A 22,652-nucleotide genomic window follows, 5' to 3' on the forward strand; every position below is an offset into this window, starting at 1 on the left:
ATGTCTGGCGAGAAAATGGGGGCAAGAAAATACGGAAGCCGGTAGCGACACGTCGCTGTAACCGGCTGGCACTTGTCGGCCGTGCGGGGATTTATTTTCTTGCCCCCATCTTCTTGCCAAAAAGCACCGACTGCATCGGCTTTCCCGTTTCGCCTCAACCTAACCTTGCCAGGGTGCTTTGTAGCTTAGCCCTAGGTTAATGATTCGCTGCAGCAGTTTTTCATAAGAGATACCACTGCTTTCGGCCGACTCGCTGAAGTCTTCGCCGAATTCGATATTGGGATTGGCGTTTGCTTCGATGACGTAGATCTGCCCATCCTCGGTGACTCGCAGGTCCATGCGGGCATACCCGCTCATGCCCAACGCTCGGTAGACCCGTTTGCAGATCGAAGGGATTCGCTTGGCAACTCCTTCGGGCAGGTTTTCGGCAGCCTTGGTTTCGATCCCATGACGCTCTTGGTATTTGCGATTCCACTTGACGCTCCGGGTCGCGATTTTGGGTTGATCGGCCGGAGTTTTCGAGAAGAGTAATTCCCAGGTGGTGAACGTTTGCAATCGTTCGTTGCCGATCACTCCGACATAGAGTTCGCGGCCATCGATGTACTGTTCGGCGATCACGTCTCCGCCTGTCAGCCCATGCAGGTATTTCACTCGTTCAACCAGGGCTTCATCGCTATGGACGATCGAAGCTCGTGAAATTCCCAGCGACGCATCTTCGGTTGCCGATTTGACGAACAGCGGGAAAGGCAGTCGCTGTGGTCGGCGGATGCGGCGGCCAATCGGAAAGACCGCAAACTTGGGCGTGGGGATCCGGTGATAGGTCAGGATTTTTTTGCAAAGCGATTTGTCTTTGGAAAGCAACAAGCCGCGTGGATTGCAGCCGGTGTAGGGCTGCCGCATCAATTCAAGGTAGCTGGTGACCGCTTGGTCGTACGTGACGACGCCGTGGAATTCTTCCAGTAGCATGAAGGTAATGTCGGGTTGGAATTCTTGGATCGCTTGGCGGATCGGTGCCAAGTCATCGTAGACTCCAAGAGGCAGGATTTCGTGCCCCATCGATTTCAAGGTGTCAGCGACATCGAATTCGGCTTTCCATGCATCGATTTCTTTTTCGCTGAAGCCTTCCGTCGTTTCAGGGGGGACATGTCCGTCGCGGACCAGCATCAGAACTCGCGTCGCTTTACTCATAACGCAATCCTGTGCTTGCCAGCATGCAAGTAGTTCATTGTCTGTACCGTCAAGAGAATGGTTGCGTCACGTTTCGTTTGGTCAGGGTGATCTCCGACTCTTAATTTTAGTTCACGGCACCGAGAAATCATTTCGCTAAGGACTTGATCGATCGTGTATTGATACAAACCGGTCCATTCCGCGACGCTGCTGCGAACTTCAGACCGGATATTCGTTAGGAACCGTGCGGCCGTCATATTCCGTCGGTGGACGGGATCGATGGAAAATAGTTTTCGAAGGTCGTGGTCGTAAAAACGAGGGCGGTTTAGTCCGTAGGCTTCGCGTTTCGCTTCGTAGTGTTGGCCCAATGTTTTGGTCATGCGACGGATCGGATCCGGTTTTTGACGCGTCTTGATCGCCGGTTTTTTGCTTGCGATGTCTTCCATCATCTTTTCGACGCAAAGCAATTTTTTCAAAGCCGGCCAGTTTCGATAGCGATGGCGCCACCGTCCATTGGGCCGCAGCCAGACGGCGAAGGTTTCCGCAAAATCTTCGACCGGATGCGACTGGGCATACCAAAGGTCCAGATGCAGAACGTGTTTTTTGCTGTAGGGTTGCGGCCGGTAGTGCGTTGGATAGGGCCGCGTTGGATCCCCGAACAGTTTGCGATACGTCGGTCGAGAGGAAAGCCGGTAAGCCGTATCGATCGCGTGTCCTGTTTCATGCCTTAGAATCCGCAGGCATTCCATTTGAGTGCCCCCTTCAACCTCCAGCAACTGACGCCGTTCCAGTCTGGAGAGTCGGGGATGGGCGAGGTAAAACGGGATCGCGATCCCCGGGATACCGGACGGCGAGTACCACTCGTCACTTAGCCAATAGTGCGGCTGATGGCGGATGTCGTGATGGGCTAGTTCCTCGTTGATCTGGTCGATCCGATCGGTCAGGTTCGATTCTTCAAGCGACAGAGGAAGGTCGCAAATCCGCGTTTCCAAAAGCTCGGCATCGGACATCGAATCCAGGTCATTCACGTGGATCGTTTGCTTGTTTACTGCCATTATCAACTAGCGATCAAAGGGAACAGCCAAGCTCCCAGGATGGTAAAGAAGAGGGCTGACAGTCCCATCGCCGTACTCATTGGCGAAACCGTTCGCAGCCCCTCGGATTCTGTCATTCCGCTCATCTTACAAATCACCCAGAAGCCACTGTCGGTCATCCATGCGATTGGCTTGCTGCCCGCTCCGATCGCCATCGCCAAGTAGACCGGGTGAAATGGAAGTTGGTCTCCGAAGGCAAAGTCTTGCAGCAAGCCCGCTGAGGTAATCATGGCGACGGTCGAAGATCCTTGCAGGGTTCGAATGGCGGTGGTCACAAAAAACGCGATCAAAAGGATCGAAATCCCTCCGCTTCCTTGAGCAAGTTCTCCGATCACGGTCGCAATTCCCGCTTCGCGTAACATCGCACCAAACGCGCCACCGGCAGCTGTGATCAAAATAATCGTTCCGCCGGATGCGAGTGCCTGCTGAACGACACGTGCGCGCGTTTTGTGGATGGCTTCGGTTCCACGGGGTGCATAATACAGTAGCAGTAGTGCCACGGAAGCTGAAACACCCAGTGCGACATTTTTGTCAGCGATGAATTCGATCACCGGATGTTTTCCGACGGCCATGCGGTACGCGGTCCCCAGCCCAATCAAGGCGACCGGCAAGACGATCGGTAGGAGAGCAAACCAAAGGGGGGGACGTGGGGCGGAATCGCTAAAGCCCAAAGGAGGCGTTGCCAATCCTTGGTCGTCCGAACTATCGCTTAATGGTCGTAGAGGAACGTCGACCAGGCGATTGATCGTACGCGCGGCCAGCAGCGAAAGCACACTGCTGAAACTGCAGATGACCAACCCCGTCATCATCATCGTGGCGACGTCCACTTTCAGCACGTCGGCAACCTGTAGCGGCCCTGGCGTCGGAGGGACCAAGGAATGAGCCAGCGATCCGCCAGCAAGGATTGCCAAAATGAAGAGGACGTAATCTTTGCCCAGGGTCTGGCGTAGGGACCGAGCCAACGGGACCATCAGATAAAAAACGGTGTCAAAAAAGACTGGTATTCCAAGGATAAAGGAACTGGCCATCAACGCTTCGGGAGCCCGTTTGGGACCTACGATCGCTAAGGCCCGATCGATGATCGTTTTTGCCGCCCCACTTTCCAATAAACAGACTCCGATGATGCTTGCCATCGCGATCAGGATGCCGACGTTTCCGGCGGTCGCTCCGAAGGCGCTTGCCAGCCTAGTCGCTGGATTGCGCTGCACGAAATCCGCCGCGGCTTTGGGAGTCCACTTTTCGGCGGCGACCTGTTGCTCGGCAAAGACCTGCAGTGTTTCTGGAGGTGTCATCGCTGCCACCAACAGCCCTGCGGCTAGTAGGACAAGCAATGCGTGCAGACGAAACCAAAGAACGCCAATCAGGACAACCGAAACGGCCGCGATGACTTGGAACCAAATCATGATACTTCTCGGATGCTCAAACAACGCTGACTGGCGACGACGATGTGGTCCAGGACGGTGATTCCAATCAGTTTGCCGACCTCGGTCAATCGATCGGTGACCTGGTGATCTTCTCGGCTGGGGGTAGGGTCCCCGGAAGGGTGGTTATGTACAAGGAGCATGGCAGAGGCGGCGTCACGGATGGCGGGTCGAAAGACCTCGCGTGGATGGACCAGGCTGGCGTCTAACGTGCCAACGGTGATCTGGTGAGTACGAATCGGATTATGTTTCGTGTCGAGTGTAACAATATGAAACTCTTCTTGCCGAGCCTCGTGGGCTAAGTAACGGAATTGTTCTTGGCAGTAAGTGACGGCTGCGGCCGTACTATCGATCCTTAGCGGTGCTTGTGGGCGGTTTGCCTCTGCCTCGCTGACACGTCGCCCCAGTTCGATGCCGGCCATGATTTGGCAGTAATTCGCTGCCGTGACGGCGCGGGTCACCTCACGCAGTTCGGACTTGCTTTGCTCGCGAAGCTCTGCCAGTCGCTGATCAAAACGATTCGCGATCCGCCGCCCGCCAGTGACCGCCGATTCGCCTCGGACCCCAACGCGAATAAGAATTGCCAGTAATTCGGCATTGTTGAGAGCCGCGGGGCCGTGATTCAGCAGTTTTTCACGCGGCCGTTCCTCCGTGGGGAGTTCGCGAACTTGGTCGCCGTGGATCTGTTGATCGATCCACTGCTGCGGCTGAAATTCGGCAGGGGGAAGCACCCAGCGGTAGACCGGCTGACGCGACGAATCGGAGGCTGCCAACACCCCGCTGCTTGCCAATTGTTTCAACGTTAGCGTCACGAAGTGCGGAGAGGTTTCGTTGCACCACTGTTTCGCTTCGGTACCGGTGAACTCGTTCAGTTCCGCCAGTGCGAGCAGGATTTGGTTCAGCCGGTAACGCCGTTGTTCTAGGTTCATCGACGCTGGGACTCCAGAAAGAGGGACGCTGTTGCGTCGCAGCGGATGCCCTGCCCCGCCTGCCGTCGATCCAAATGCAGCATCGACCATCCACGTGGGCCGTTTCCGGTCGGCTGAGGGAGTCGGTCGGTGAAAGCCGTCCGGGGAGGTGCTCCGTTTTCGCGAACGTCACCCGGCTTCCGCTGCGCCTCATTCAGGTCGATGGCGTGGGGATTACGCTGCTCCGCAAAGGGAGATTGATTAGAAGACGATCCCCTAGCCTAACAACTTATTTTGCCGGGGGGGTAGTGCGTCCCACGACCCGTCCGCCGTCATTGGCGATGGCGGGAGCCGTCGCTGGATCGACGATCACGCGGCCCAGTTCAAGAACCCCGTTACCCTCGGTTCGCAGTTGAGCGATTCCATTGTCATTTACATGGCTGGAATCAACGACGACACGACTGGCGCCGCCAACACTGATTCCGCTGCGCCCGTTATCGATCACGGTGACGTTGGTCAGTTTGATATTGGTGGCTCGGTCAATCGCATTGATTCCATCGATACGAAACCCGCGGATGGTCAGATCCTGGATTTCAACATGTTGGATGTTGTAGAGAGTGATCCCGGTGGTCAGGACGGTCATTTGCAAATGGTAGTCGCGTGGTCCCTTGCCCGGTGCGGGTCGGAACAAAAACCTGCCCTGCTGCCGAGTCCACGTGTTCGGGCCGATCAGCGAGAGGTTGCCTTGTTCCGTTTTCGGTTTCCATTGAGCAAGCGTTTCGCTGGAACTTAGTAAAAGCCCGAAGCCAGGCGGAGTGTCCACGTATTCCCACAGCCCTTTTTCCTGGGGGACGGTGCGCCATCCGATTGGATTGGTTGCTTCGCTGCCGTCTAGGGTGGCTCCATTCCCGATCAGAACAAGCGGCTCGGTCGAGGTTCCACTTAGTTTGTCGCCGTTCAGGCTGACGCATTCGCGATAGGGTTGGTCGGTTTTGGTTAACACGATTCGATCCCCTGGGCCGGCCGCCGCCAATGCTCTGGCAATCGTTCGGTACGGGCCGTGCGTTGCGGGGCCAGGAGCGTAGCCACGGTCGTTTTGGTAATCGCTTCCGCGGACGTTATCGATGACAAGGTCGTCCGCAAAGGCTTGCGGATTGTTGGGATCAAGAAGTGCGAAGGACCCTCCGCTAAGGAGGACAAAAACCAGCACTAATGGTCGGAATGCAGGCCAGGCGTTGGTGCGACGTAAGCGACGAAACGCCAGCAATGGCCAAATAGCAAACATCATTACAGTCCGGGAATATTCAGATAGGTGTGAAAACGCGAAAACCCAGGCAAAGGTTCCCACCCGATTGGACGCAAAAAGCCCCTGCCAACGCAAGCCAGATTAGGTAAGAAAACGATTCAAACAGAGAAGAAATCTCGTTTTTTATGGTCTCGCTGCGGTGAATCGGTTTTTGCTCTAAAATCGAGACAGATCTCGTCCCTCTCTTCCTCACTAATAATCGCGAAATGAGATGCCGTTGATGTCGGCTACAGCTCCCAGCCATCGCCCTCGTCGTCATTCGACTCCTCCGTTGCAGAGCTCGGAGGCCGCAACCGGCCCTTCTAAAAGCCGAATCCAGGTTTGGGTTTGGGGAGTCGTTTTGGTAGGGATCGCGATCATTGCGGTCGGTTTCGTTTGGAATCCATTTGCCGCCAATCGTGATCCGTTGCAGGCAACGTTGGCTGCTAGATCGGTTGTTCCCAAAGAATACGATCCTGCTCGGGCTTTCGGATTTTTAGAGCAAACGTGCGCCATTGGGCCGCGAGTCAGTGGGACCGCCGGAATGGTTCGCCAGCAGGAAATGTTGACGAAATTCTTTGAAGCGGAAGGTGCGGAAGTTGAATTGCAAACATTCGCAGCGCGACATCCGGAGACCGGAGAAGTCCTTACGCTGGGGAACTTGATCGCTCGTTTTCGGCCCGCCGCTGCAAAGCGTTTCTTAATTTGTGCTCACTACGATACCCGCCCTTTTCCTGATCAGGATCCAATCGATCCCAAAGGGGAATTCATTGGTGCGAATGACGGGGCAAGTGGCGTTGCCGGATTGATGGAATTATCACTGCGCGCGTCTGAATGGCCAGCGGATATTGGAGTCGATCTGGTCCTGTTTGATGGCGAAGAACTTGTCTATGACGGCAATCGAGACCCCTATTTCTTGGGATCGACCCATTTCGCTCAAGAATATTTAGCCGCAAAGGATGCTCCGCGGTATCAGTCTGGGGTTTTGCTGGACATGATTGCGGATGCGGAACAGCATCTCTTTATCGAACAAAATAGTTGGCGTTATGCCCGCCCCGTGGTGCGACAGGTATGGGGGACGGCGGCTCGATTGCGTGTCCAAACATTTAAAAATAGGATCGTCCACGAGGTGCGAGACGATCATTTGCCGCTGAATACGATTGCCAAGATACCGACGATCGACATCATTGATTTTGACTACCCACGTCCGACCCGCTCGGGCCCTTCCTACTGGCACACGCGACAAGATGTGCCGGCGAATTGTAGTGGGCAGTCAATCGTCAACGTCGTGTACGTTGTGGATCAATGGCTGAAGTCGATGTGATCAAAGCGACCCTTCGGAGAAAGCTCCACGATGAGTGCTGCGAGTATTATTTTGGCGATCGCGTTGTTCGCGTTTGTTATCTGGTTGGAAGTGAATGAACGAAACGAACCAAAGGCGGGGGACGAAGATTCCACGTTTGATGATTCGTACCTTCGTGCACGCCACCGCGGTCGAAGAATCGTCAATCTGCTTTTGACCATCGCCGCCGGTTTCATTCTGGTTGCCGGATTGCTCGGTCCCGGGCCGACCTGGATTGCGATGTGGTTGGCAGTCTGCGGGCTGTTGGTCGTGGTGCTGGTGTTGGGGATGCACGATATGGTTCGCACCAACCGATACCTGGCAAAAAAACTTCCCGAGATCCGCGAAAAAACCATCGACCGTTTCGGCACGCGGTCGAATGAATCGACCGGGGGTAGCAACGTTCCCCAAGTAAATGAAGATTAAGCGAGACGCGACATTCCCTAAATCGCCAGCCCGTTAAATCGCCAGCCCGTTAAATCGTCAGCCCGTTAAATATGCTAAATAGAGGTCTCTCTTATCTGCGGTCGATTTAACCTGCGAACGAATCTTGCAACCTTTGGGGATTTGTTCCTTCCTGGTTTTGATTTGTCGGAATTGCCCGCGTTGCCGATGCGCTACAACATTGCGCCGACGACCGACGTGATCGGGATCCTGGCGTCCGCCGAGGGGAAGCGGCAGTGGCGCCCGTTGCGGTGGGGATTGGTTCCTCCCTGGGCCGATTCGTTGGCGATTGGGAATCGGATGATCAACGCGCGAAGTGAAACGGTTGCGGAAAAGCGGTCGTTTCGCCAGCCGTTTGCATCACAACGATGTATCATCCCGGCGTCGGGATACTATGAATGGCAAACGGATCGCGATCAAAAACAACCTTTCCATATCCATCCTCGCGACGACGTCCCTTTTGCGATGGCCGGATTGTGGGAACAAAATTCGCTGGCTGCAGCCGATGGTCAAACGGTCTGGTCCTGTACGCTTCTGACTGTCGCGGCGAACGATGTTACGGCGCCGATTCATGACCGGATGCCTGTGGTTTTGGATGCCGACAGTATTCCCGCTTGGCTTGATCGGTCGACATCGACCTCGCGATTGCAATCGCTCTGTCAGCCAGCCGCAAACGATTTCTTTGTGACCACCCCCGTCGGTCGGCAGGTGAACCGCCCCACTTTCGACCACCCCAGTTGCTTGGAACCGGTTAAGATATTACCTCCGACTCAGCCCGATTTGTTTTAGTAGGGACCATCGGGCTGTTATTCTAAAATCAAGGATTAACCGATATGGCTCGTGAATCAGAACGGACTTCCGATGATCAGACTCGCACACCAAACGCCGCTTGCTCACGGCGGTCGTTCTTGGAATTGGGGGCGGGGCTATCGATCGTAGGAGCCGCTGCGTTGCCGGTTAACGGTTCTCCAGTGCAAGTCGGTGCGTCCGGCGCAGATGGGGGCGAAGCCAAACGAACGAAGCCGAATCCGATCGCGGTTTCGACTTATTCCTACTGGCGATACCGAGATGACAGTAAATTGACTATCGAAGAATGTATCGACCTTGCCGCAGAGAGTGGCTTCGACGCGGTGGAAGTGTTGCACGTTCAGATGCAGGACGAATCGAATGAGGCACTGCAGCGAATCAAACAGCGTGCCTTTCGTCAGGGATTGGATTTGTGCGGCCTTTCGACTCACCAAACCTTCGTCTCGCCAGATCCTGCCGTTCGGCGCAAGAACGTCGAACATACGATCCATTGCATCGAATTGGCTTACGCGATGGGGATTCCAACAATCCGAGTGAACACCGGACGTTGGGGAACGTCAAAGAACTTTGATGCCTTAATGGCAAATAAGGGGATCGAACCGCGACTGGAAGGTTATACCGACGACGATGGTTTCGACTGGGTTCAGGATGGTTTGGAACAATGCCTGCCAGCTGCTGAGAAGTGTGGCGTTGTGCTTGGACTGGAAAATCACTGGGGGCTGGGGAGGACCGCCGATGGTGTTCTGCGCGTTCTGGACGCTGTCGATTCGCCTTGGTTGAAAGCGACGATGGACACGGGCAATTTCCTCGAAAATCAATACGCCCAGTACGAAAAAATAGCTCCGGAAACGGTCTACGTCCAAGCGAAGACCTATTATGGGGGCGGGACCTGGTACACGCTGGAAATCGACTACGCACGTGTCGCAAAAATTCTTGACCAGGTCGACTACCGCGGCTATGTCTCTTTGGAATTTGAAGGCAAAGAGAGCCATGAAACAGCGATTCCGAAAAGCCTTGCAATGCTGCGTAAGGCATTTGCGGTTTAGTTGCCGCTGCCGTAGCGGGCTTCAAAGCATCTGGCATGCGTTGCGGCTACCGCAGCACGTGCGGCTTGGCCGGCGCGTTCGGCTGCTGTCGCGATTTCCCACAGCAGCGGGCCGTAATCACGCACGCTACGCAGCCCGAGGTCCCAGCCAATGTTGATCAACATTGGATACGCCTGGGCATGTTGTCCGGCTGCGACGGCTTGTTGTGCGGCCGATCGCCAATGGGCGGCAACGGCTTGAACGCGTTTTTCTCCGGCCGTTTGAGACCACCGGTTCCAGTAGGGCTGGTGTTGTGGGATTTCGACGGTTTCGTTTTGGTTGGTGATCTGAAGCAACCGCCGCGCCGAGAACTTGCCCTCTTCTTTGCCGTGGGTTCGGAAGCGAACCCCTTGCTCGGTGAAACTGGATGAAATCAAGGATTCCGAGTAATGTTTAACGGCGGTCTGGAGGTCCCCGTTTCGTTCGGCTTGCCAGCCAGCGGTATGGTGTGCCCAGCCAAGGTCGGACCGTTCTGCGAGGACTTTGTCGGCATGTCGCCCGGCAAGGTCCCAGTCTTGTTGCTGGAATTCCGATTCCGCTGCACCTAATTCTTTGGCCAGGTCGGCGATGCGATTTTCAGGGATGGTTTTGTGGTCGAACATCCACAGCAACGCTTCTTGTCCCCAGTCGATGCCAAGACGGTTCGCAATTCCAGGGGTCAGCGTCCGCAGAGGCGAATCGAGGGCCCGTAGGATGGCTTCGGCATGCAGTGGAATGGTGGCGATGTCAAGTTTCAGTAGGTCTTCAATCCGAGCGAGCGGATCGGCCTGGGAATCGGCATCTGGCAATGCAGCGATCGTGTGTATCACCGCTTCTGGAAGGAATTTGCTGGCCCACTGAAACAGCGGATCGTCAGGCTTGGTCAGGCGAATCGGTTCTGCGGGATCGGCATGGCGATAGAAGCGGCCGGGGAGCGAATCTCGGATCATTTGGAATGCGATCGCTTCGGGAAGCGTCTGGCCCCAAGGAATCCAGTCTCCACCGCCGTGATACCAGTAAACGACTTCGCGAACGGAATCGTCGGCACCAACCCTCAAGCAAAGCCAGTCCCCGTACTCGTTTCCGATCAGAGGTAGGACGTCGGGCGGCATGAACCCTGGCCAGATCGGTTCTGGGCATGGTTCGAGCAAGGTTTCCGGAGCCAAAGGGGTCCGGAATTCTCCCGTACCGATCTGTCGCCAGATTTCCGAATCGAACCAATCCTGCAACGATGGATCCAAACGAAGCCGGAAGTGAGCGGAAATTTGTTCCGCCCACCCTGTTCGGCTGGTCGTTGGGGCACCGTTATCGCTCAATGGATTTAACTGACTCGCTTGGTGATTTCGCTTTTCATGAATCGCAGGCCGTCGGTCGCCAGGGTCAATTCATCTTTGTACATTTTCCGCCAAATTTTGGTCGCGGCGGCAATTTCAGGAAGCGCCAATCCGAACGCTTCGATCACCAGCCAGCCGTCGTATCCGGTTCCGACGATCGCGTCGAAGTTTTCCTGCCAGCGGATGTTTCCCGATCCCGGAGTGCTGCGATCGTTTTCGCTGATATGGATGTGGAACAATTTGTCGCCACCGGCACGGACGGCATCCCCGATGTTCTTCTCTTCGATGTTGGAGTGGAACGTGTCGTACATGATCCCGCAAGCCGGATTGTCGACTTCGCGGGCAAAGCGAGTCGAATCCGCGTGGGTGTTTAGGAAATAGCACTCGAAACGGTTCAGGGCCTCAATCCCTAACTTTACTCCAACACTTTGGGCGTGCTCGGCCGTTTTTTGCATGCTTTCGACGCCCCATTTCCATTCATCGCTAGTCGGTCCAGCGCCCGAAAAGACGCCGATTGCCGAGTGGAAAGGACCGACAAGGGTTTCCACGCCAGCGGCCGCACAGCAGTCGAGCGTCTTTTTGTTCAGTTCAACCCCTTTGGCACGGATGGCTGCATCCGGCGAGATTGGGTTGTCCTCTTCATTGCGGATCGTGACCGCTGTCCGAGCCAGACCGATCTCGTCCAGCTTCTTTCCCAGCCCGGCATAATCCAGGTCTAGGTTGAACATTGGCATTTCAATTCCATCAAAACCGGAAGCCTTTAGATGCTCAATGGTCGGAATCATGGCTTCGGTGACTTCACCGGACCAGAGCAGCAAATTCATTCCGTATTTCATAGCAGTTCGTTTCGATTCTCAAGGGTTGAATTTTGATTGGGGCAGACCAGAGGATAACAGCGACGACCGCGCTGAGGCAACGGATCGTCTTGCTTCACCCAACCATGGTACCAATGATTCTGGCAGTCGAGGTAACCCGACGCGGTTCATGATCTGGTTTAAACGGAACCATAGCCGCTCGTTGTCTAGGTAGTCAGGCAAAAATCGTTCCGCGATGAAGCGGGGTAGCAAAGGCTGCAGGCGATCGGTCTGCCTGGGGACCATCGCGTTGACGGTTTTCTCTACAAATTCAGGGGATAAGTGACCGAGGCAGTTGTAGTACTGGTCGACGCGTGCCGGGTCTTCGTGGATTAATTCTGCATCGAGTAGCAATTCAATCAGGATATGCCCCAGGAAACTGGGGCGGAATCCGTCGTCGCCCGGTAATTCGGTGCGAAGCTGAAGTGCGAACTGTAAGTTTAACTCTACAAACAGACGACTCTGGTGGAACCAGCGGTCGTCTTCGTGGTGACGCATGATCCCGCAGGCGATTTGACGTATGCGAGGATCCTCGGAAGCAAGCCAGGGTTCGGCCGCCTGTGACCGCACACGGACCTTCCGGTCGGCCATCGACAGCCAGTCTGGGATCGCCAGACCGGCCACAAAATAAGGGTGGTCGAGATAAAGATAAGCATGGGATAAGTAATTCAAACGCTCGACCATTCAGAGACTGAAATCAACCATTCTCCCCTGTACTGAGGACGGACATAAACGCTTTTTGGCTGATTTCAACATTTCCGACAGCCTTCATTCGCTTTTTACCTTCCTTCTGTTTTTGCAGCAGCTTTCGTTTCCGGCTGATGTCTCCTCCGTAACATTTTGCGGTCACATTCTTCCGCATCGCCGTAACGGTTTCGCGAGCAATGACCCGGCTTCCGATCGCCGCTTGCACGGCCACTTCGAACATGTGGCGTTCGATTTCCGATTTTAATTTCTTGACGACCGCACGGCCGCGTCGATCCGCGTCGGCACGGTGGCAGACGACGCTTAACGCATCGACGCGGTTTCCGTTGACCAGGATGTCCATTCGGACCAGGTCGGCCGGTTCGTAGCCTTGCAGTTCATAATCAAGGGTGCCGTAGCCGCGCGTGCAGCTTTTGATTTTATCGTGCAGGTCGTAGATCACTTCGGCGAGGGGGATGTCATAGGAAATCATCGCCCGAGTTGGCCCGAGGTATTCCTGTGCTGTTTGGATCCCACGTCGCTCTTGGCATAGCTGGATGACGGGGCCGATGTAGTCGGTCGGGACCACGATATTGCAGCGCACGATCGGCTGGCGAAATTCCTCGATATCCCCAGGATCGGGAACATCCTGCGGTTTGTGAATCATCAACGTCTGACCACTTTTCGTGATGATTTCGTAGGTCACGTTCGGGGCGGTCTGGACCAGATCGACATCCGATTCCTGTTCTAAGCGTTGCTGGACAATTTCCATGTGCAACAAACCCAAGAATCCACAGCGGAATCCAAACCCGAGGGCGTCGCTGGTTTCCGGTTCAAATTCAAAACTTGGGTCGTTGATCGACAGTTTTTCCAACGCGTCTCGCAATTCGGAAAAATCTTGACCATCGCTAGGAAATAGCCCGCAGTAGACCATCCGCTTCGGGCGGGAGTACCCGGTCAAAGGTTCGGATGCCTTCTCGCCGGGAACACTGACCGTGTCGCCGATATGGACTTCTTTAAGCGATTTGATATTGCAGATCAGGTACCCGACCTGGCCCGAGGTGAGCGTGTCACAGGGGAGTCTGCCGGGGCGGAATTGACCCATTTCGATCACTTCGTATTCCGATTTGGCTCGCAGGAATCGAATCTTTTGCCCTTTCTTGATCGTCCCGTTCATCACCCGGATGTAGGTGACGGCGCCGCGGTAATCGTCGTAATTTGAGTCGAATACCATTGCTTGAAGCGGAGCGTCTGGGTCGCCGCTGGGCGGCGGCACCTTTTCGATGATGGTCGTCAGCAAGTCCTCGATTCCAATTCCCGCTTTGGCGCTCACTTTGACGATCGATTCGGGGTCGCTTCCCAGCGACTGCTCCATTTCGTTGGCCACTTCTTCCGGTCGAGCGTAAGCGAGGTCGATTTTGTTGATGACCGGGATGATCGCCAGGTCATGTTCCATCGCAGCATAGGCGTTGGCAACGGTTTGAGCTTCGACGCCCTGGAAGGCATCGACCAACAAGAGGGCTCCTTCGCAACACGCAAGCGAACGCGATACTTCGTACTGGAAATCGACGTGTCCCGGCGTATCGATCAAGTTCAGTTCGTACTCTTCACCCTTGTGCATATAACGCATCGAAACCGCGCGGGCTTTGATCGTGATGCCCCGCTGACGTTCCAGATCCAGGTCGTCCAGCAGTTGCTCTTTCATCTGTCGCTTCGTGACCGTGCCGGTATGCTCAAGCAACCGGTCAGCAAGCGTGCTTTTTCCGTGGTCGATGTGGGCGATGATGCAAAAATTGCGAACCTGCATGAATGCGGCTTCGGGGTAAAAGGTTGGAAGGTTTGGACGTTTTTAACGCTAAAGCTAAATCTGAAAAATAAAACCGGGAATGCGGACGTCTGGTTAGCGGGATCCACGATTCCTTGTTTCGGGTGGGGCAAGCTTAACGGGCTGTCGATTTAGTGATTGTCCCCTTTTGCGCCGACAATGAACGCTCGCTAGAAGGTTTTTTTGTGGAGCGAAAGGCTGCAATCTTTCTACGCTTCTGACTCAAACGACGGCCCGTGACAAGACGGGCTTGTCAGCGAGTTTGGGTCTTGGTTTCGGAATCGATCTGTTCTTTGCGGGCGTATCCCGCTGCCCCCAGGTATCCAGCGTTGCTGGTAAGCGTAGCAAATTCAAGTTTGGTTCCAGCAAAAACGTTTGCAAATGTGCGTTCTTCGAATTCATCTTTGATTTTCTGCAGGAATCGTTGCCCCACTGGAGAATCGGCTCCGCCAAAATCCATGGCTCCGCCTAGGACCACCAGTCCCGGATCGATGGTATGGACCAGAATTGTCACTCCGATGCCCAGCCAGCGAGCCGTTTCGTCGATGATCTCGTTCGCCACTGTATCGCCTGCGATGGCCGCCTCGTAGACTTTTTTTGCCGTCAATTCTTGGTCTCCGCCTCCCAATAAGCCCTTCAATTGACTGCTGGCTCCATCGGTCAGGCGTTGACGCGTCCGCTGCACAACCGCACTGGCCGATGCATAGGCTTCCAGTTGCCCGCGACCGCCGCCCCATACGCATAGCTGGGCGTCGGAGGCGCTGTTGACAATCACATGCCCACATTCGCTGCCAAAACTGTTGACGCCGTTGATCAATTCATCGTTGACAATGATCCCCCCACCGACGCCTGTCCCCAAGGTTAGCAGGATCATCGACGAATGTTCGCGTCCCGCCCCTAGCCAAAATTCGCCGTAGGCCGCCGCATTGGCGTCATTGAGGAAGGATACCGGCCGGCCAAGGGCTTTTGCGATGGAATCACGAATCGGAAACTGCCACCAATTCGGCAGGTTCGGAGGCTCGATAAGCATTCCTGCTGGCAGGTCCATGCTCCCCGGAGCCCCCAGACCGATTCGCGGGATTTGCTCTCGCTGAAGCCCTAGTCTATTTTCGATTGCGGTAACCTGGGCGGCGGTGCGATTCACCGCGGCTTGAGCCCCTTTCGATTCCTCGGTAGGGATGATCTCATAGGCGAGCGTTTGCCCTGTACTGTCGACCAGGCCAACTTTGATGTTGGTCCCACCGATGTCGATTCCCCAAAACAACGGAAAAGAGGCTTCGGCGGGCGGAACGAAGGAGATCGATTCGGTCATCAGTGCCTCGTCAGCAGGGTTCCATTAAGATCGCAAGCCAGCGAGTATAGAAACGGTTCAGAAAACCCACAACGCATAACGTTTCACGCATCCCGAAAGCAAACATGCGAATCGCCTATTTAACGGCCGGCGCCGCTGGTATGTACTGCGGTAGTTGCATGCATGACAACGCTTTGGCTCGATCCCTACAGCGAAAAGGGGTCGACTGCGTCCTGCTGCCGATCTACACCCCCATTCGGACTGATGAACAAGATGTCAGTAGTGAGCAGTTGTTTTTTGGCGGAATTAATCTGTTTCTGCTCGAAGAATTGCCCGTCTTTCGGTGGGTCCCGCCTGCAATTCGACGTTGGCTCGATTCACCGAGGCTGCTGAAGTGGGTTAGCGGGCGAGCCGCTCAGCCGAGCGACAAAATGCTGGGCCGGTTGACCGTTTCGATGTTGCGGGGATTGGATGGTCCCCAGGCAAGTGAGGCGAAGCGGCTGGCAAACTGGCTGCGCGAGGAGCTTCAACCGGAGGTCGTGCTGCTGAGCAATTTTCTGATCGGAGGGGTCTTGCCGGCGATCCGGCAATCGCTGCCTGACGCTTCGCTGGTCGTGACGTTGCAGGGCGACGACATTTTTATCGACTATCTGAAATCGCCCTATCGTGAACAGGTGATCGAAGAAATGAAAAGGCTGGTTCCGATCGTGGATCGGTTCATCGTCCATAGCCAGTTCTATGCCGATAAGATGTCGGCGATGTTGGACATCCCGCAGGAAAAGATCGGGCTGCTGCCCTTGGCGATCGACGTGCAGCACTACGCCGACTCTCGCTCTCACCGGCAGGGGGCGGACGATGGGACGTTGTCCGAAGCGGAGAACCAAGCGAAGGAAAAATGGATCGACATCGGTTTTTTGGCACGGCTGGCTCCGGAGAAAGGCCTGCATCATCTGGTGGCAGCCTTTCTGGAAATGCTCGATTCGGATGCCCATCTGCCGGTTCGTCTGCACGTGGCAGGCTGGCAGGGGCCGCAGCATGACTCCTACGTCAAAGAACTTCAGCAGCAATTAGAACAGGCGGGGGCCGGCGACCGATTCCACTTTCATGGCAGTCCCGACCTTGCTGGAAAAAAGCGTTTCTTAGAGCAGTTGGATATTCTTAGCGTTCCCACCGACTACGCCGATCCTAAGGGGCTGTTTGTCTTGGAAGCCTGGGCGGTCGGTTTGCCCGTGGTCCAGCCATCACACGGTGCGTTTTCGGAGCTGTTGGCAAAAGGACAAGGCGGGCTGCTCTTTCCGCCAGGCGATGTGCCAGCGCTGGTCGCTCAGCTCCGCCGCCTAGCCAGCAGTGCGGAGGAACGCGATCGATTGGGGGTGGCTGGCCGAGCGTACGTGATCGAACAAGGATCGATCGAGTACCAAGCAACCGAATTATTAAAATTGTTGGAAGCTTCGAAATCGCGAGCGACGTAAAGCCAAAACCGTCAGCGATCGATTGCCATATTCCAGTGGATGCAGCCCAGGGCAATCTGTGGAAGGTTTTCCTAGCGGACGGTGCAAGCCGACCTGTCTATCTAACCGAAAACGGAGAAAGATTGTCGCCTTTCGCTTCGCGAAAATAGCTTTAGGGGAGCGTTCTTTCGCGGAGCCAAAGGCGACAATCACTAAATCAACAAACCGCTCGCGCCGTTCCGCTAAGAAAGAAAGTGGCATTGGGATGCAACGCGTCAGCCATCGGTAACACCGATGGCTCAGCTGGGCGGCATTGTTTTTTCGGCCTGGCGAATTTCCATGGCCGAGCGTTTGACTTCGCCCATGGCGCGTGCCGGTATGCGGACGTGAATCGTGATGCGATCTTCCTCGACCACCTGCGAAAGGACTTCCCCATTGGCTGCTAGGTGGGCAAGCAGTTTCCCGTTGGATGGCGCGACGTCGACTTCGATGTCAAGGAACGCACTCCCCAGGGCTTGTCCGACCGCGTCACTCAGGTCTGGCAGCGCCACGCCCGTTTTTGCACTGACGGGAATCGCATTGGGATAGCGGTCAAGGATCCGCTTTAGCATCTCGGGTGATTCGACTTGATCGATTTTATTCAGTACAAGCAGGGTGTTTTTCTGCTCGATTTCGATCTCTTCTAGCACCTTGTAGACGGCGGCGATCTGTTCGAACACTTGGCTGTTGGACGCGTCGGCGACATGCAGCAACAGATCGGCTTGGCGAGCCTCTTCAAGGGTCGCTTTAAAACTGGCAACCAAACCGTGAGGGAGGTCACGGATAAATCCAACCGTGTCACTAAGTAGGACATCCCCCCAGTGATTGATGTGCCAGCGTCGGGTTCGTGTGTCGAGGGTCGCGAACAATTTGTCCTGCGCCAGCACGTCGGCGCTGGTCAAAGCGTTCATTAGCGTGCTTTTTCCGGCATTGGTATATCCGACAAGGGATACCGTTGCCGTATCGTCACGGGCGGCGACCTGACGTTCGCGACGTCGTTCGACTTTGCCAAGTTCCGACTTGAGATCGTGGATTCGCTTCAAGGCCAAGCGACGGTCCACTTCTAATTGTTTTTCACCCGGCCCACGCATCCCGACGCCCATCGACTGACGCGAAAGGTGCGTCCACATCCGTTTTAATCGTGGCAGCGAGTATTCCAGTTGAGCCAATTCAACCGCCAGGCGAGCCTCGTACGTGCGTGCTCCGGCGGCAAAAATGTCCAGGATCAGCTCGGTGCGATCGATGACTTTTGTGTCGATCGCCATTTCAAGGTTGCGAACCTGCCCCGGCGAAAGGTCGTTGTCAAAGATCACCAGATCGGCATCTCGTTCTTCAACAAGAGCAAGCAATTCCTCGACCTTGCCTTTGCCGATAAAGGTCTTGCTGTCCGGTTTTTCCCGCCTTTGGATCAGTTGTCCAACCACTTGAGTGCCGGCGGTCACGGCCAGTCCCTCCAGCTCTTCAAGCGGGTCGCCTTCGGGCGATTGACTGGGTTGAATTAAGCGAGCGATGACACTTCGTTCATTCTCGACACGGCCGAGGCTAGTTTCGTCAAGCACGGTAAGGGGGGAATCTCCGTAACGGTGTTTTAATTGAGGTGGATTCGTCCGAGGTCTTTCTGTTTCTATCATACCGTCCCGTCCATCGTGTGACTGTAGTGGTAAGACCAAGGAGCCCGATCCCCACATTAAGGTTCACGGCCCGCGCGATTTGGAAGTGGACGGTTTCGCAAATGTCGGGTGTTTTCCAGCTTCCATTCTTTCTTCGCCCTCTCGGAAATGGCTGCCCGTTTAGTCGAAAGCGGAGAAAGATTGTCGCCTGTCGCTTCGTGAAAGTAGCTTTAAAAGGGCGTGCTTTCGCAGAGCGATAGGGGACAATCACTAAATCGGCAACCCGAAAAAAGAGGGGGATCCTGCGTGGCTGCTTTTGGCTCATGCCATGCCGGAAAGCGGGTGCGGGGCGGTTTCCGATCGCATTGCGGGGGCTCCTCACAAACGCGATGATATTGGTCTGGAACTATTCGTCTCGACTTATTGGGAACACTTCGCCGTGCCTAGCCGCTCTTCCGACGATCCTATTCTTGAATCCATTCGCCTTTATCGTGAAACGCTAAAACAAACCGAAAAACTGTACGTCGAAGGAGGGGAACTGCTGCGGGGGAGCTACGGTTGGCTGGTCAGCAGTGACGCTGAAAATGCCATCGGGATTGCGGATCAGATGTTTGATCTGCACCAGGGATTGGTCATGAAGGTTTACGCCCATTCGCTTCCGGCCAGCCGCCAGCGAACGCTCGAACAACGTCAGCTAGGGCGGACATTGCTGCAGCATCTGTGGGGGGAACCGGTCATCGGAAATCAGCTTAAGGATGCGGTCGATTGGTTGATCCGTGAAGCGGAAAAATTTCGGTGGCTCGACCTTTTAAAACCGTTTGCGGAACTGCCGCCTTTGCGAGATTCCTGGGGCCAGGTTAACGGCGTCGTCATCCAAATGGCGAATTTGGTTTGTAAGGCGGACGGTGAATTTGGTCCCCTGGATCAACAGCACCTGAAAACGCTTCAAAATGAACTCGATCGTATTGGAGGGAACGCCCCGGAACGTTTCCCCTCCGACGTCGCTCCGCAGCGTGAAGCTTTGCAGTGGATCCGTGATGAGGCGGCACGTCTGCGCAGCGGAGCCGCTACGGTTGAAAGAAGCCCATCCCACTTGCCGGTCGATGTCGAAACCGAAACGCCCAAGCCGTCCTCTTCGTTAGGGCCCAAAAGAAATTTACCCGCAAATTCGCAGTCGCCGCCAACACCATCGAAATCGAACGAACCAGAGGCCCCTGAAGATACTCGGACGCCCGAGCAAAAGCTGGCCGATGCGATGGCTAAACTGAATCGCTTGGTTGGCCTGGACAATATCAAGGATCAGGTCAATACGCTGGCTAATTTCCTTAAACTGGAAAATCGACGCAAGGAAGAAGGTCTTCCCTCGACCACGCCCAGTCTGCATATGGCGTTTGTGGGGAATCCAGGAACCGGTAAAACGACGGTTGCCCGAATTGTGGCCGAAATCTTTTCGGCGCTCGGTGTGCTCCCCAATGGCCAGTTGGTGGAAACGGACCGGAGTGGTTTGGTGGCAGAATACGCCGGCCAAACAGGGCCCAAAACGAATGCGAAAATCGACGAGGCTCTTGGCGGGGTCCTGTTTGTGGACGAAGCCTACACGTTGATCGACAGCAGTGGGCAGGACCAGTACGGCCGCGAAGCCGTCCAGACATTGTTGAAACGAATGGAAGACCAGCGGGAACAGTTAGTGGTCATCTTGGCGGGGTACCCTCAGGAAATGGAAGGGATGATCCGCAGCAATCCTGGGCTTAGTTCCCGCGTCGGGACGACGATGCATTTCGAGGATTACTCGCCCGTCGAGCTGGCCAAAATCTTTGAACTGATCGCCGGGGCGGCCAAGTACACGCTTCCAACGGAGTCGCGCCGTCGCTTGCTGTATGGATTCGATTATCTCTATCAGGGACGTGATCGACACTTTGGCAACGGTCGCTGCGCCCGCAACAGTTTCGAACGCAGTGTCCGCCGGTTGGCAAATCGGATCGCTGAGCGAACCGACATCGATCGCCAGTTGTTGACCACATTGGAAGGAGAGGACATCGAAGTGGCCGGAATCCTCTTAAGCCATTTAGCCGCTTTGGCCGGGCAGGAAAGAGAAGTGTTGGTCACCTGTGCCCAGTGCCAAGCAACGCAAGCGATTTCGGATCAAAAATTGGGTTGCGAGTCGATTTGCACGGTCTGTAAAAAGCCTTTTACACCAAAGTGGGGGGCATTCGTGCCAGTCGGCCCCCCGCAGTCGACGGCGGAAGAGGACGGGTAAGGGGGGATAGGGGGCCCTTGCGGCTTTTTGTGCGTCTCTCGCGTTCTGTTCACCCTCCGGAATCTCTAGACTGTCAACCATGGATTACAGGCGGACAGGGTCTGACGCTCGCCAGAGCTCCGTTCCGTTTGAACCAGCAACTTACCATCGAATTAGTTTTGATGGCTGGCTTACGTTTCCGAACGATGCATCGTGGCGCTTTTCATGGCAAATCAAAAACAATCGCAGTCGTCAGCCACTTTTCTTAACGGCTACGACACGGCCAACTTTTTCGATGAACTTGTTAATTCAAATGGCAGTCCACGGCCGGATGCAACCGCCTTGGTCGATCTTCTGAACCGGATGCCTCCGGGAGAACTGAAAAAACGCCAGTCCGCCATTGAACGCTCGCTGTTTGAAATGGGGATTACTTTTACGGTCTACAGCGATAGCGCTGGGACGGAAAAGATCATGCCGTTTGACATCATTCCGCGGATCGTCCCGGCCATTTTATGGAACCACATCGAAGCGGGCCTGAAGCAGCGGATCAAGGCCTTGAATATGTTCTTGTCCGATATCTATTCGGAACAAGCGATTGTTAAGGAAGGGATCCTGCCACGCGAATTGATCGATTCGGCTTCAACATTTCTCCCTCAGTGCATGGGATTGAAACCTTTCAATGATGTCTGGTGTCATGTGACGGGAACCGATTTGGTTCGAGACGATTCAGGCGCATTTTATGTTCTGGAGGATAACCTGAGGTGTCCCTCCGGAGCATCGTATGTGATGCAGAATCGCTTTTTGATGAAAAAGAACTTTCCGCAGGTGTTTCAGGCGTCTCAGGTGCGGCCGGTGAACGATTACCCGGCACGCCTGTACCAGATGCTTCGTCAGATGGCACCTCCATCGGTAAGCGATCCAACGGTCGTGGTTTTGACGCCGGGCGTTTACAACAGTGCCTACTACGAACATTCCTATTTTGCTCAGCAAATGGGAATCGAACTGGTCGAAGGTCGCGATCTGGTTGTCAAAGACAACTTCGTTTTTATGCGAACGACCGAAGGGCTGCAGCAGGTCGATATGATCTATCGGCGGATCGATGACATCTTTTTGGACCCCGAAGTTTTTCGCAAGGATTCGGTGTTGGGCGTTGCGGGATTGATGCGAGCCTACCGAGCGGGGAACGTTTCGCTGGCGAATGCCCCGGGGACGGGGGTCGCCGATGACAAGGTGATTTACGCTTACGTGCCGGATATGATTCGTTTCTACTTGGGCGAGAAACAGATTTTGCCAAACGTCCCAACGTATGTCTGCATCCGGGAAGAGGATCGCAAATACGTGCTCAGTCACATGGATGAATTGGTCATCAAAGCGGCCAACGAATCCGGAGGCTACGGAATTCTGATCGGGCCGCATGCGACTCAAGAAGAACGGGATGCTTACGCCGCGAAGATCAAAGAAAACCCTCGGAATTTTGTGGCGCAGCCAACCCTTTCGTTGTCTCGCGTCCCGACCGTTGTTGGCGATGGCGTCGAAGGACGGCATGTCGATCTGCGTCCTTACATCTTGTGCGGTAGCGATGATATTTGGGTTATGCCCGGCGGCCTGACTCGAGTTGCTTTGCGAAAAGGGTCCCTGGTGGTGAATTCATCGCAGGGAGGTGGAAGCAAAGATACCTGGGTTGCCGCCGAACCTGGCCAAGCGGTCGCCGAAATCTAGTCCCGGCGGTTTGGGGGCACTTACTCACGTCAGGTCTGACGCCTCTGCTGTTTACTTTTGTTTAATGATTGTTTGCC

18 protein-coding genes are annotated in these 22,652 nt (G+C 55.1%); 7 read left to right on the top strand and 11 right to left on the bottom strand.

Features of this window, described 5'->3' with window-relative positions:
• Window positions 1–159: 159 nt before the first annotated feature.
• The 5 genes from FF011L_RS05335 to FF011L_RS05355 form a co-directional block, all read right to left on the bottom strand.
• A complete protein-coding gene (locus FF011L_RS05335) occupies window positions 160–1,188 on the bottom strand; it encodes a D-alanine--D-alanine ligase family protein (RefSeq protein ID WP_145350646.1) in 1,029 nt (342 codons plus the stop codon).
• Window positions 1,185–2,222 carry a putative zinc-binding metallopeptidase gene (locus FF011L_RS05340; RefSeq protein WP_145350647.1) on the bottom strand — a complete coding sequence of 346 codons (1,038 nt, stop codon included), beginning with the start codon at window positions 2,220–2,222 and terminating at the stop codon, window positions 1,185–1,187. Before FF011L_RS05340 ends, FF011L_RS05335 begins: the two co-directional genes overlap by 4 nt.
• Window positions 2,223–2,224: 2 nt before the next feature.
• A complete protein-coding gene (locus tag FF011L_RS05345) occupies window positions 2,225–3,664 on the bottom strand; it encodes a GntP family permease (protein WP_246109759.1) in 1,440 nt (479 codons plus the stop codon).
• Window positions 3,661–4,611: a RadC family protein gene (gene radC, locus FF011L_RS05350; RefSeq protein WP_145355015.1), complete on the bottom strand. Its 951-nt coding sequence runs from the start codon at window positions 4,609–4,611 to the stop codon at window positions 3,661–3,663. The genes FF011L_RS05345 and radC overlap by 4 nt, the downstream gene beginning before the upstream one ends.
• A 268-nt stretch (window positions 4,612–4,879) precedes the next feature.
• Window positions 4,880–5,878 (bottom strand): right-handed parallel beta-helix repeat-containing protein, encoded by a 999-nt coding sequence (locus tag FF011L_RS05355; RefSeq protein WP_145350648.1) that lies wholly within the window; start codon window positions 5,876–5,878, stop codon window positions 4,880–4,882.
• A 238-nt stretch (window positions 5,879–6,116) separates the two neighbouring features.
• Between FF011L_RS05355 and FF011L_RS05360 the strand changes: the two genes are divergently transcribed.
• The 4 genes from FF011L_RS05360 (at window position 6,117) to FF011L_RS05375 (ending at window position 9,514) form a co-directional block, all read left to right on the top strand.
• Window positions 6,117–7,199, top strand: a complete 1,083-nt coding sequence (locus tag FF011L_RS05360; protein WP_145350649.1) for a M28 family peptidase — start codon at window positions 6,117–6,119, stop codon at window positions 7,197–7,199.
• Between the two features lie 30 nt (window positions 7,200–7,229).
• Window positions 7,230–7,643, top strand: coding sequence for a hypothetical protein (locus FF011L_RS05365; RefSeq protein WP_145350650.1), 414 nt, complete (start codon window positions 7,230–7,232; stop codon window positions 7,641–7,643).
• Window positions 7,644–7,736: 93 nt separating this feature from the next.
• Complete coding sequence (locus tag FF011L_RS05370; protein ID WP_261342582.1) at window positions 7,737–8,450, top strand: SOS response-associated peptidase; 714 nt, start codon at window positions 7,737–7,739, stop codon at window positions 8,448–8,450.
• A gap of 44 nt (window positions 8,451–8,494) precedes the next feature.
• Entirely contained in the window at window positions 8,495–9,514 is a 1,020-nt protein-coding gene (locus tag FF011L_RS05375) for a sugar phosphate isomerase/epimerase family protein (RefSeq protein WP_145350652.1), read from the top strand.
• On the opposite strand, the gene FF011L_RS05380 is transcribed toward FF011L_RS05375, so the two are convergent.
• The 5 genes from FF011L_RS05380 to FF011L_RS05400 form a co-directional block, all read right to left on the bottom strand.
• The gene (locus FF011L_RS05380) at window positions 9,511–10,848 is read right to left on the bottom strand and encodes an SMI1/KNR4 family protein (RefSeq protein WP_145350653.1); all 1,338 of its coding nucleotides are present in this window, start codon (window positions 10,846–10,848) and stop codon (window positions 9,511–9,513) included. The two genes, FF011L_RS05375 and FF011L_RS05380, sit on opposite strands and share 4 nt — an antisense overlap.
• A gap of 5 nt (window positions 10,849–10,853) precedes the next feature.
• Window positions 10,854–11,702, bottom strand: coding sequence for a sugar phosphate isomerase/epimerase family protein (locus FF011L_RS05385; protein ID WP_145350654.1), 849 nt, complete (start codon window positions 11,700–11,702; stop codon window positions 10,854–10,856).
• Window positions 11,703–11,720: 18 nt separating this feature from the next.
• Complete coding sequence (locus FF011L_RS05390; protein WP_145350655.1) at window positions 11,721–12,392, bottom strand: hypothetical protein; 672 nt, start codon at window positions 12,390–12,392, stop codon at window positions 11,721–11,723.
• A 25-nt stretch (window positions 12,393–12,417) separates the two neighbouring features.
• Window positions 12,418–14,211 carry a translation elongation factor 4 gene (gene lepA / locus FF011L_RS05395; protein WP_145350656.1) on the bottom strand — a complete coding sequence of 598 codons (1,794 nt, stop codon included), beginning with the start codon at window positions 14,209–14,211 and terminating at the stop codon, window positions 12,418–12,420.
• 271 nt (window positions 14,212–14,482) lie between these two features.
• The gene (locus FF011L_RS05400) at window positions 14,483–15,541 is read right to left on the bottom strand and encodes an ROK family protein (protein ID WP_145350657.1); all 1,059 of its coding nucleotides are present in this window, start codon (window positions 15,539–15,541) and stop codon (window positions 14,483–14,485) included.
• 104 nt (window positions 15,542–15,645) lie between these two features.
• On the opposite strand from FF011L_RS05400, the gene FF011L_RS05405 reads away from it, so the two are divergent.
• Window positions 15,646–16,992 carry a glycosyltransferase family 4 protein gene (locus FF011L_RS05405; RefSeq protein WP_145350658.1) on the top strand — a complete coding sequence of 449 codons (1,347 nt, stop codon included), beginning with the start codon at window positions 15,646–15,648 and terminating at the stop codon, window positions 16,990–16,992.
• Between the two features lie 278 nt (window positions 16,993–17,270).
• On the opposite strand, the gene hflX is transcribed toward FF011L_RS05405, so the two are convergent.
• Complete coding sequence (gene hflX, locus FF011L_RS05410) at window positions 17,271–18,641, bottom strand: GTPase HflX (RefSeq protein ID WP_145350659.1); 1,371 nt, start codon at window positions 18,639–18,641, stop codon at window positions 17,271–17,273.
• A gap of 307 nt (window positions 18,642–18,948) precedes the next feature.
• On the opposite strand from hflX, the gene FF011L_RS05415 reads away from it, so the two are divergent.
• Window positions 18,949–20,877 (top strand): AAA family ATPase, encoded by a 1,929-nt coding sequence (locus tag FF011L_RS05415; RefSeq protein ID WP_145350660.1) that lies wholly within the window; start codon window positions 18,949–18,951, stop codon window positions 20,875–20,877.
• Between the two features lie 204 nt (window positions 20,878–21,081).
• Entirely contained in the window at window positions 21,082–22,575 is a 1,494-nt protein-coding gene (locus tag FF011L_RS05420; protein ID WP_145350661.1) for a circularly permuted type 2 ATP-grasp protein, read from the top strand.
• Window positions 22,576–22,652 lie beyond the last annotated feature (77 nt).

Source organism: Roseimaritima multifibrata (assembly GCF_007741495.1).
GTDB classification, from domain to species: domain Bacteria; phylum Planctomycetota; class Planctomycetia; order Pirellulales; family Pirellulaceae; genus Roseimaritima; species Roseimaritima multifibrata.